Origin of the sequence: Nonomuraea sp. NPDC049655, assembly GCF_044465465.1 — a bacterium.
In the GTDB taxonomy this organism is placed as follows: domain Bacteria; phylum Actinomycetota; class Actinomycetes; order Streptosporangiales; family Streptosporangiaceae; genus Nonomuraea.
Genome location: NZ_JBITLS010000011.1, coordinates 418766 through 428034 on the forward strand (window position 1 = coordinate 418766; position 9269 = coordinate 428034).

The 9269-nt window shown below is 70.8% G+C and carries 10 protein-coding genes and 1 pseudogene; 7 read left to right on the forward strand and 4 right to left on the reverse strand.

The features are described 5' to 3' along the window. The first annotated feature begins 350 nt into the window (after positions 1-350). Genes ACIBQ6_RS33750 through ACIBQ6_RS33760 form a run of 3 tightly spaced genes read left to right on the forward strand, consistent with a single transcriptional unit; the run spans position 351 to position 2180 of the window. Positions 351-731, forward strand: coding sequence for an ArsR/SmtB family transcription factor (locus tag ACIBQ6_RS33750; protein ID WP_397216792.1), 381 nt, complete (start codon positions 351-353; stop codon positions 729-731). Next, complete coding sequence (locus ACIBQ6_RS33755; protein WP_397216794.1) at positions 728-1420, forward strand: cation transporter; 693 nt, start codon at positions 728-730, stop codon at positions 1418-1420. The genes ACIBQ6_RS33750 and ACIBQ6_RS33755 overlap by 4 nt, the downstream gene beginning before the upstream one ends. Positions 1421-1451: 31 nt before the next feature. Next, positions 1452-2180: a TSUP family transporter gene (locus ACIBQ6_RS33760; RefSeq protein ID WP_397216796.1), complete on the forward strand. Its 729-nt coding sequence runs from the start codon at positions 1452-1454 to the stop codon at positions 2178-2180. 36 nt (positions 2181-2216) lie between these two features. Here the strand turns inward: ACIBQ6_RS33760 and ACIBQ6_RS33765 are convergent, their stop codons facing one another. The 3 genes from ACIBQ6_RS33765 to ACIBQ6_RS33775 form a co-directional block, all read right to left on the reverse strand. Then, positions 2217-3353, reverse strand: a complete 1137-nt coding sequence (locus tag ACIBQ6_RS33765; protein ID WP_397216798.1) for an RNA polymerase sigma factor — start codon at positions 3351-3353, stop codon at positions 2217-2219. 80 nt (positions 3354-3433) lie between these two features. Then, positions 3434-3841: a YciI family protein gene (locus ACIBQ6_RS33770; RefSeq protein WP_387663729.1), complete on the reverse strand. Its 408-nt coding sequence runs from the start codon at positions 3839-3841 to the stop codon at positions 3434-3436. A gap of 495 nt (positions 3842-4336) precedes the next feature. Further along, positions 4337-4936 carry a hypothetical protein gene (locus ACIBQ6_RS33775; protein WP_352323174.1) on the reverse strand — a complete coding sequence of 200 codons (600 nt, stop codon included), beginning with the start codon at positions 4934-4936 and terminating at the stop codon, positions 4337-4339. 807 nt (positions 4937-5743) lie between these two features. Between ACIBQ6_RS33775 and ACIBQ6_RS33780 the strand changes: the two genes are divergently transcribed. The 4 genes and pseudogenes from ACIBQ6_RS33780 (at position 5744) to ACIBQ6_RS33795 (ending at position 7938) form a co-directional block, all read left to right on the forward strand. Beyond that, on the forward strand, positions 5744-6628 hold the full coding sequence (locus ACIBQ6_RS33780) for a DUF2268 domain-containing putative Zn-dependent protease (protein ID WP_358284377.1): 885 nt from the start codon (positions 5744-5746) through the stop codon (positions 6626-6628). Positions 6629-6638: 10 nt separating this feature from the next. Continuing rightward, entirely contained in the window at positions 6639-7397 is a 759-nt protein-coding gene (locus ACIBQ6_RS33785) for a TipAS antibiotic-recognition domain-containing protein (RefSeq protein WP_397216801.1), read from the forward strand. 105 nt (positions 7398-7502) lie between these two features. Next, positions 7503-7757 (forward strand): annotated as a pseudogene (locus ACIBQ6_RS33790) (DUF6624 domain-containing protein); the annotation flags it as partial. Positions 7758-7788: 31 nt separating this feature from the next. Further along, the gene (locus ACIBQ6_RS33795; RefSeq protein WP_397216818.1) at positions 7789-7938 is read left to right on the forward strand and encodes a hypothetical protein; all 150 of its coding nucleotides are present in this window, start codon (positions 7789-7791) and stop codon (positions 7936-7938) included. 57 nt (positions 7939-7995) lie between these two features. Here the strand turns inward: ACIBQ6_RS33795 and ACIBQ6_RS33800 are convergent, their stop codons facing one another. Further along, positions 7996-9258: a serine hydrolase domain-containing protein gene (locus ACIBQ6_RS33800; protein WP_397216815.1), complete on the reverse strand. Its 1263-nt coding sequence runs from the start codon at positions 9256-9258 to the stop codon at positions 7996-7998. Between the last annotated feature and the right edge of the window lie 11 nt (positions 9259-9269).

A 9269-nucleotide genomic window follows, 5' to 3' on the forward strand; every position in this document is an offset into this window, starting at 1 on the left:
CCGAACGTCCCGGCCGAACGTCCCGGCCGAACGTCCCGGCCGACCGGCCGGGACACAGGCCGGTCGGTAGGGGCGCCGGGTCAGCGAGCGGAACGCGCCAGGATCGCCGCCTCGACGCCGGTCGTCCCGAGCACTCGAAGTGTCACGACGGTCTCGCGCTCATCGGCGGCGGGGCGGCCCCGCGACCCTGGCGCACTTACGGAGGCGAGCCTCCCAGGTCCCACCCGTCCCGAAAGACCCGGCAGAGGTCCGACGAACACTTCCGGACAGACACCGGAAGGCGAGAGACCGACCTCCAGGCGGACACCACCACCCTCGCATAGATGCCAAATCCGGGCTAACATCGCCACATGGCGATTGATTCTGAAGGTGGCCGTTGTGTCAGTGCGGACATCGCCGCCGGCATCTCCCCCGCGGCCGCGCTGTTCCACTCCCTGGCCGACGAGACCCGGCTGCGCATCGTCCAGCGCCTGGCCCGCGGCGAGGCCCGCGTGGTCGACCTGACCACCCAGCTCGGCCTGGCCCAGTCCACGGTGTCCAAGCATCTGGCCTGCCTGCGCGACTGCGGCCTGATCGACTACCGCGCCGAGGGCCGCCAGTCGTTCTACTCCCTGACCCGGCCCGAGCTGATGGACCTGCTCGCCTCCGCCGAACAACTGCTGGCCGCCGCCGGACACGCCGTGACGCTGCGTCCCGGCCCCGTCGAGGTCGCGCAGGAGCCGGTGTCGTGACCGCCGCGCACCTCACCACCCCGGCGCGCCGGACGGCCCTGCGGCGCCGCATCCGCCTGCTGGTCGCGGCCACCATCACCTACAACGTGATCGAGGCGGTGGCGGCCATCACCGCCGGCACTCTGGCCTCCTCCGCCGCGCTGGTCGGGTTCGGGCTGGACTCGGTGGTGGAGGTCGCCTCGGCCGCCGCGGTGGCCTGGCAGTTCTCCGCCGCCGACCATGAAAGGCGGGAGAGGACGGCACTGCGCGTCATCGCGATCTCCTTCTTCGCGCTGGCCGCCTACGTCACCTTCGACGCCGTCCGTACGCTGCTGGGGGTGGGTGAGGCCGAGCATTCGACGCCCGGCCTGATCCTGGCCGCGTTGTCGCTGGTGATCATGCCGTTCCTGTCCCACGCGCAACGCCGCGCCGGACGCGAGCTCGGCTCCGCCTCCGCGGTGGCCGACTCCAAGCAGACCCTGCTGTGCACCTACCTGTCCGGCGTGCTGCTGGTGGGACTGGCGCTCAACAGCCTGTTCGGCTGGTCCTGGGCCGACCCGGTCGCCGCGCTGGTGATCGCGGCGGTCGCGGTCAAGGAAGGCCGCGAAGCCTGGCGCGGTGACGCCTGCTGCGCCGTCCCGGCCGGCCTTGAGGAGCAGGCGGACGGACGTGCCCCCGGCTGCTCCTGCTGCTCCGCGTCCGGAGAATGACAGGCCGCGCCCCCCGGGGGAGGTGAGAAGCGTGAACACCGTCCTGGTCGTGGTCGTCATGGTGGCGGCGACGTTCGCCACCGCGACGCTGTCGGCGGTGGCCGGGTTCGGCGGCGGGGTGCTGCTGCTGCCGGTGTTCGTCGCGGTCCTGGGCACCCGGGACGCCGTCGCGGTGCTGACCGTCGCGCAGCTCGCCGGCAACGGCAGCCGGGTGTGGTTCAACCGGGACGAGGTCGACCGGCGTCTGGTGGGCGTCTTCGCGGCCGGGGCGGTTCCCGCCGCCGCGGCCGGCGCGCTGGTGTTCGCCGCCGCCCCGCTGGCCGCGCTGACCCGGGTCATCGGGGTGTTCCTGCTGGTCATGGTGGTCTGGCGACGCAGGCGGCCGCATGGCGTCCGGCTGGACGACACGGCGTTCGCGGCCGTCGGAGCCGTGTCCGGGTTCGGCTCGGCGCTGGTCGGCTCCATGGGGCCGATGGTCGCGCCGTTCTTCCTGGCCCGTGGCCTGCTGCGGGGTGCCTACATCGGCACCGAGGCCGCGGCGGCGGTGGTGATGCACCTGACCAAGCTGGTCGTCTTCGGCGCGGCCGCCGTGCTCACCACGTCCGGCGTCGCCACCGGGCTGGCGCTGGCGCCGGCGAGCGCGGCCGGGGCCTGGGCGGGCAAGAAGATCGTCGACCGGCTGCCCGCCGGCGCGTTCGTGGTGGTGGTCGAGGTGGGGCTGGTCGCGTCGGGGCTGGTGCTCGTCGTCACCGGAGGCTGAGGGTCCGGCCGCCTGGACGACGTCAGCCCCGGACCCTCACGCCCCGCCCAGCCGGGCCGCCTGGCGGGTGAGGTGGTCGCGTTCGGGGAGGGTGGGGGCTGATCGGGCGGCCTCGGTGTAGAGCCGGGCCGCGGTGGCCGGGTCGCCGGCGCGTTCGTGCAGGTAGGCCGCGACGGCGGCGTGGCGGGGCAGGTCCGGGTCGAGCTCGGCCAGGGCGGCCAGACCGGCCCGCGGGCCGTCGGCCTCGCCGACGGCGACGGCCCGGTTGAGTCGGGCCACCGGGCTGCCGGTGAGGCGCACGAGCTCGTCGTACCACTCGACGATCTGCGGCCAGTCGGTCTCCCCGGCCGTCGGGGCGTCGGCGTGCAGCGCGGCGATGGCGGCCTGAGCCTGGAACTCGCCCAGCCGGTCGCGGGCGAGGGCCGCCTGGAGCACGTCGACGCCCTCGGCGATCAGGCGGGTGTCCCACAGGCCGCGGTCCTGCTCGGCGAGGGGCACGAGGCTCCCGTCGGGAGCGGTGCGTGCCGGCCGCCGGGCGTGGTGCAGCAGCATGAGCGCGAGCAGGCCCGCGACCTCCTCGTGCCTGATCTTCGCCGCGAGCAGCCGGGTGAGCCGGATCGCCTCGGCGGCGAGGTCGACGTCGCCGGAGTAGCCCTCGTTGAAGACCAGGTAGAGCACGCGCAGCACGGTGGCGACGTCGCCGGGCTGGTTGAACCGCACGCCGGAGACGGTGCGCTTGGCCCGGCTGATCCGCTGGGCCATGGTCGCCTCCGGCACCAGGTACGCCTGCGCGATCTGGCGCGTGGTCAGCCCGCCGACCGCGCGCAGCGTGAGCGCGACGGCCGAGGCCGGCGTCAGGGACGGGTGCGCGCACAGGAAGTACAGCTGGAGCGTGTCGTCCACCGCCTCCGCGTTGCCCGGCGGGGGCTCGCTGTCGACGCGGGTCTCGCGGTGCCGCCGGGAGGCGTCGGCGCGGGCGGCGTCGAGGAACTTGCGCCAGGCCACGGTGACCAGCCAGCCTTTGGGGTCGCGGGGCGGGTCGTCCGGCCATACGCGCACGGCCTCGGTCAGGGCGTCCTGGACGGCGTCCTCGGCCGCCGCGAAGTCCGCGCCGCGCCGGACGACGACGCCGATCACGGCAGGCACCAGCTCCCGCAGCAGCGACTCGTTCACCCGGCCACCAGGTGCGCCCTGGTCAGGAAACGACTCGTTCACCCGCCCACCAGGTGCGTCCCGGTCAGGAAACGACTCGTTCACTCGGCCACCAGGTGGGTCCCGGTCAGGAAGGGCCGCACCTCCAGCCACTCGTGGATCGGCTCGCCACCCGCGCCGGGGGCCGCGGACAGCTCACCGGCCAGCTGCAGCGCCCGTTCGTAGCTCGCGACGTCGATCACCATCCAGCCGGCGATCAGGTCCTTGGTCTCGGCGAACGGGCCGTCGGTGACCGGCGGCCGCCCCTCGCCGTCGTAGCGGACGAACGTGCCCTCGGGCGAGAGCCCCTGACTGTCGACGAACTCACCGCTCTCCTGCAGCCGGGCGGCGAAGTCCCGCATGTACTGGACGTGGGCCGCGACCTCCTCCGGCGTCCACTGTCCCATCGGCACGTCGTTGACCGCCGCCGGCGCGCCCCGGTAGTGCTTGAGCAGCAGGTATTTGGCCATCAGGTTCTCCTTCGAACTGTCCGGCCCAGTCTGGCCGGGTTCCGCCCTGGGACAAAACTCGGTTTGACGTCGACGTTGATGTTGACGTTGCGGCAGGCGAAGAGGGTCTGACATGGTCTGAAGGAGTCGAACGGGGAGCCTTCCACCTGCCTCATCGTCACTGCCGGTCTCGTGATGTCGGTCTTCGTCGGCGGGCTTTGACTCCCTCCCCTGGCTCCCGAACCGCTGGCCGTTGCCCGTCCCCAGCGTGTCCGAGGACCTGAACGAGCTGGCGATTCGTCCGCCACCGCTCTGCGGCCGATTCGTTGGCTGGAGCATGCATAGGGCAGCTATGATGCGAGCGCCTCAGAACTTTCCCTTGCCTGCCCCCCGCGCCTCGGAGCCATCCCCGCGCGTGCGCGGCCTCGTCCTGTTCCTGGTGGGCCTGGATCCAGGGGAAGGCGCGCATCAGGTACGCCTCCCAGCGGGGGCGCTCGCCCCCGCCGAGGGGCGCGCTTAGCCGGAGCTCTCCCTGATGGCATAGCGGGTGTGCGTGCCGTCGAGCCACGCGTCGTCGATCTCCCTGCCGGTGATCCGGCCGATGAGGCGCAGGGCCGAGGTGACCTCCGCGTACGCGGTGTCGCCGAAGAAGGACAGGCCGTCGAGGTAGTCGTCGAGCGCGTCGGGATCGCTACCGTCCCGCTCCTCGGGGTCGCCGACGACCAGGGAGGTGACTAGTTCCCCGCCGACAAGGTACTGGAGGTCTTCCACACCATCGAGGTCGTGCAGTGGCCAGCCGAGGCTGAGCAGTCTGCCCTTCTCGCCGGAGAGACGCGCCCAGGCGTCCCACTCCCAGAGCCGGTTCCCGTCGAGCTGGATCGCCAGGATCCAGCCGGGGGCGTAATCGCCGATCCAGACGACTCCGCCCTCTTGCCCGCGATACTCGCCCGTCACGATCTCCCGGATGACGCCGGGCCGGGCGGTGTCCGGGTCGGCGCCCAGCCGGTGCGCCGCCTGCTCGACGGTGAGCCCCTCGCACCAGACGCCGCGGAAGGGGGTCTCGAAGTCGATGCCGTGCGCGGCGAGCCGATTCCACAGATCGGTGTCGTGATCCATGCGTTCCTCCTTCGAGGTGGAGGCCGGGGGCGCGACGAAGTCGCCTCCGCGCCCCCGACCGGTGTCAGTTGGCGATTCTGACCCAGAACTGGTTCTCATTCCCGACGCGGTAGCGGGAGTAGAAAGCCGCCAGGTACTGACCGTGCAGGTGGTTCTTGTCGCGGCTCACGGAAGTGCAGAAGAGCTCTCGCCCCGAACGCTACGTCTGATCCATCAGATCGTTAGATGGGCGATCCGTCACGCCCAGAAAAGAGACAAGGCTCAGCGGAACGTCGCCAGCCTCGTCGATGTCTCAGGCAGCACTCACAAGCCCGATCAAGGCATGCGTAATCCTGTGCCTGCTCTGCGGGATACACACGGAAGAAGCTCGCGCTCTCAGATGGACGGAGGTAGGCATAAAAGCAGGAACAATAGCGGTTTTCCGCGCTGAACGAGTGAACGGAGACACCAAGGGCCCAAAATCCCGCGGTATCCTCAAAGTCCCTATATGGGGTGTCCAGTTTCTGGGCTAACTGCACAACGCAAGGGCAGCGGAACGTCTCGAATCAGAAGAACGACGAGAAGACACCGCACACGTGTTCCGTCGAGAAGATGGAACACCGATGAACCGCAGTCACATCTGGCGGGAGTTCAAAATCATCGCAGACGCAGCGGGGATCGGCACCAATTGGCGCCAGCCGGGAGAGCAGGCTCCCCGTTTGGCTCCCAAGGATCAGCAGTAACGCCCTAATCCCCTTCTGAGCAGTCACGAAAGCCGGATGGCGCTGGTTTGACGTTGACGTTGCGTCAACTTCTAGCATCGGGGCCATGTCGATCACCGTTCTTGACACCTGCTCCGCCATGCGGCGGATCCTGCTGGCCCCCATGGCGGACCGCGCCGGCCTGCTGCGTTCGATGCTGGAGCCCAACGCCGGGATGTACCGCTACCACCCGGGCGAGGTCGATCTGGTGTCCGTGCATCTCCAGACGTCCGGGTTCCCCATCGACCGTGACGAGGAGCGTTGTCTTGACGCGCTGGACACCCTGGAGGCGGCCGGAGCCTGGGAGCGCATGCGGCGCGCGCTCGACGACGCTCTCGCCGTGCTGACGGAGGCGACGCCGGGGCTGGCGGTTCCGGACATCACCGTGCTGTTCGTGCTCGGCGACCCGGCTGACGAGCATTTCATGGGGCCCTGCAAGGGGTTGACCGGGTTCGGCGGCATCTCGGGCAACATCGCCATCACGCTCTGGCCCTTCCCCGAGAACGTGGAGCGGCTGGAGGCCACCGCCGTGCACGAGCTCCACCACAACCTGCGATGGAGCCCGGGCGGAGTGGTGTGGGACCCGATGACCGTCACGGTCGGCGAGCACATCGTCGGCGAGGGCCTGGCCGACGCCTTCGCCCGCCAGCTCTACGGCGACGAGCTCGGCTACGCCCGCATCGGCGTGCCGCACCTGCACGACGACGCGGTCTTCGACAAGGTGCTCACCGGCCTCGACGTCACGGGCATGGAGAACTTCACCGCCTGGGTGCACGGCGACGCCGGCGCCGAGCACCTCGGCGTCACCCCGGTGGGCCTGCCGATGGGCGCCGGGTACGCCGCGGGCAACCGTCTGGTCGACGCCTACCTGGCGGCGACCGGCCGGACGGCGGCGCAGGCCCTGCACGCCGACAGCGCGGAGATCATCGCGACCACGCTCCGCCGCGGGTGACACTGGAACGATGGAGTGGACGATCCAGGAGCTGGCGGCCAGGGCCGGCGTCAGCAGCCGCACCCTGCGGCACTACGACAGCGTCGGGCTCCTGATCCCGTCCCGGGTGGGCGCGAACGGCCACCGCCATTACGACTCCGCCGCGGTCGTGCGGCTGCAGCGGATCCTGCTGCTGCGCCGGCTCGGCATGGGCCTGCCGGCCATCGCCGAGGTCCTGGCCGACGAGGTGGACGCGTGTGACGGGCTGCGGGCCCACATCGCCGCGCTGGAGGACGAGCGCGACCGCATCGACCGGCAGATCAGCTCGGTCCGTCACACGCTGGACGCCCTGCTGGCGGGGGCCGAACCGCGGATGGACGTCATGCTGGCCGGCTTCAACGACCACTACAAGGACGACGTGATCGCACGCTGGGGCGAGCGCGCGTTCCAGGCGAGCAACGACTGGTGGCACGGCAAGACGCTCGACCAGCAGCGGGCCTGGAAGCGGGCGGCCGAGGACCTGGTCGCCGCGTGGGTCGTCGCGGCGCAGGCCGGGGTCTCGCCGACGTCCGACCGCGCCCAGTCGCTGGCCGCCCGGCACGTGCGGTGGCTGAGCCAGATCCCGGGCACGCCCACGGCCGAGGGCGACCGGGAGCGCTCGATCGAGATGGTGAGCTGCCTCGGCGACATGTACGTGGACGACCCCCGCTTCGCCGCCATGTACGACGACGCCGCCGGGGCGAGATTCGTCCGCGACGCGCTGCAGGCGTACGCGCGTACCCGGATGTGAGCGCGCCTACCCGGATGTAGCGGTCATCCCTCGCGTCCCGGGACGGACGAAGGGACGATCGAGGGCATGCGGGTCTTGTCCCTGTGACTGTTCGCGGCGTTCCTCATGGTCACGGCGTGCGGTGACGACACCCCCAGGAACCCCGCGCTGCGGGCCGAACTGTTGAAGATGCTCAAGACGGACCAGGAGCAGCGCACCCTAGAGGCCGGCCAGGAGGACTGGGACCGGACCGAGAAGGCCAGCACGGAGCGCATGCGGCAGATCCTCGACGCCTACGGCTGGCCGGGGTACGAACTGGTCGGCAAGGACGGCGCGCAGGCGGCCTGGGCCCTCGTCCAGCACGCCGACCGCGACCTGGCCTTCCAGCGCCGAGGCCTGGAGATGCCCCCGGGTGTACGGGACGCAGTGGGAGACCATCCCCGAGGGCGGATGGCGGCCCCGCACCCCGATCGAGGACGAGGCGCGGGTCGACGAACGGCGCGCGGAGGTGGGTCTCAAGCCGCTGAAGGACTACCTGAAGGAGCTCCAGTCACTGAAATGAGCACCTGAAGCCCGCGATGTGCTCAGCCGTGGTGATGTCCCGGCCCTCGCGGCGTGTTCAGAAGTAGCGGGACGTCAGGTCCGTCGTGGGCCAGGAGGAGACGGTGACCTTGTTCATGTCGTCGTCGAGCGCGTCGAAGTCGAGCGACCCGGTCTCCTCCCTGCGGTTGAACACGACCGCGTAGCTGAAGCCGTTCTGCAGCCGGGCCAGGTAGGAGTACGTGCCGGGCATCGAGCCGCTGTGCCAGGTGTTGAGGTGGCCGGTGACCTGGCGCACCCACCAGCCGCCGCCGTACCAGGATCCGTTCTGGTTGACGCCGATCTCCGGCTTGGCGACCAGCTTGGCGATCGAGGCCGAGCTCAGCACCGTGCCGGGCTTGTCGAAGGCGAGGGTCCAGCGGACCAGGTCGACGGCGGAGGCGAGCCAGCCGCCGTTGGCGTCCTGGTTCGGCATGTTGAAGCCGCCGTACGGGTAGGGGACGACGGTGCCGGAGGCGTCCACCACCGACGTGTGCGTGTACTGCGACTCGTAGGCGACCTCGCCGGGCGCGGCCTCGCTCCGCAGGCTGGCGCCGAGCCGCATGCGGGTGATGCCGAGCGGCTGGAGCAGCTTGGTCGTGACGTACGACTCGTACGACATGCCGGAGACCTTCTCGATCACGCGGCCCAGCAGCAGGTAGCCGTAGTTGCTGTAGACCATCTTGGTGCCGGGGTCGAAGTCGAGCCGCCGGGCGGTGGCGTACTTGACGATGTCGGCGTGGCTGATCGGCAGCGGCACGTCGAGCGCGGCGGAGATGGTGTGGTCCAGCCAGAGCTGGTCCTTGGAGACGTCGCGGTCCCAGCCGCCGAGGTGCTGCATGAGGCGCAGCACGGTGACCTGGCCCATGCGCTCGTCGAGGGGGGTGAGCCCGAGGAGCTGGGTGACCTTGGCCGACAGGCTGAGCTTGCCGTCCTGCACCAGCCGCATGATCGCGGCGGAGGTGATGTTCTTGCTCAGGCTGGCGATCCGGAACAACGACGTCGGCGAGACCGCGGGCAGCGCCCTGGAGAAGTCGTTGTAGCGGTAGCCCCTGGCCAGCACGATCTTGCCGCTCTTCATGATGGCGAGCTGCGCGGCGGTGATCCGCCGGTCCAGCACGAACTTCTTCAACAGGTTGTCGAACCCGGCCAGCGAGGCGGGCGCGACGCCCGACATCTCGACCCCGGGCAGCTCGGGCCGCGGGGGCCCCGCCCGCCCCGCGCCCGGGGCGGGGCGGCGGCGCGCGGCGGGCACCGCCCACCCGCCCGGGGAGCGAACAATTAGGCGGGCGACCCACCCCACCTGACGGCCCC

Coding starts and splice junctions, on each gene's coding strand:
- ACIBQ6_RS33780 (WP_358284377.1), top strand. CDS start 5,744: ATGTCGATCACCGTTCTTGACACCTGCTCCGCCATGCGGCGGATCCTG.
- ACIBQ6_RS33785 (WP_397216801.1), top strand. CDS start 6,639: ATGGAGTGGACGATCCAGGAGCTGGCGGCCAGGGCCGGCGTCAGCAGC.
- ACIBQ6_RS33750 (WP_397216792.1), top strand. CDS start 351: ATGGCGATTGATTCTGAAGGTGGCCGTTGTGTCAGTGCGGACATCGCC.
- ACIBQ6_RS33775 (WP_352323174.1), bottom strand. CDS start 4,936: ATGGATCACGACACCGATCTGTGGAATCGGCTCGCCGCGCACGGCATC.
- ACIBQ6_RS33770 (WP_387663729.1), bottom strand. CDS start 3,841: ATGGCCAAATACCTGCTGCTCAAGCACTACCGGGGCGCGCCGGCGGCG.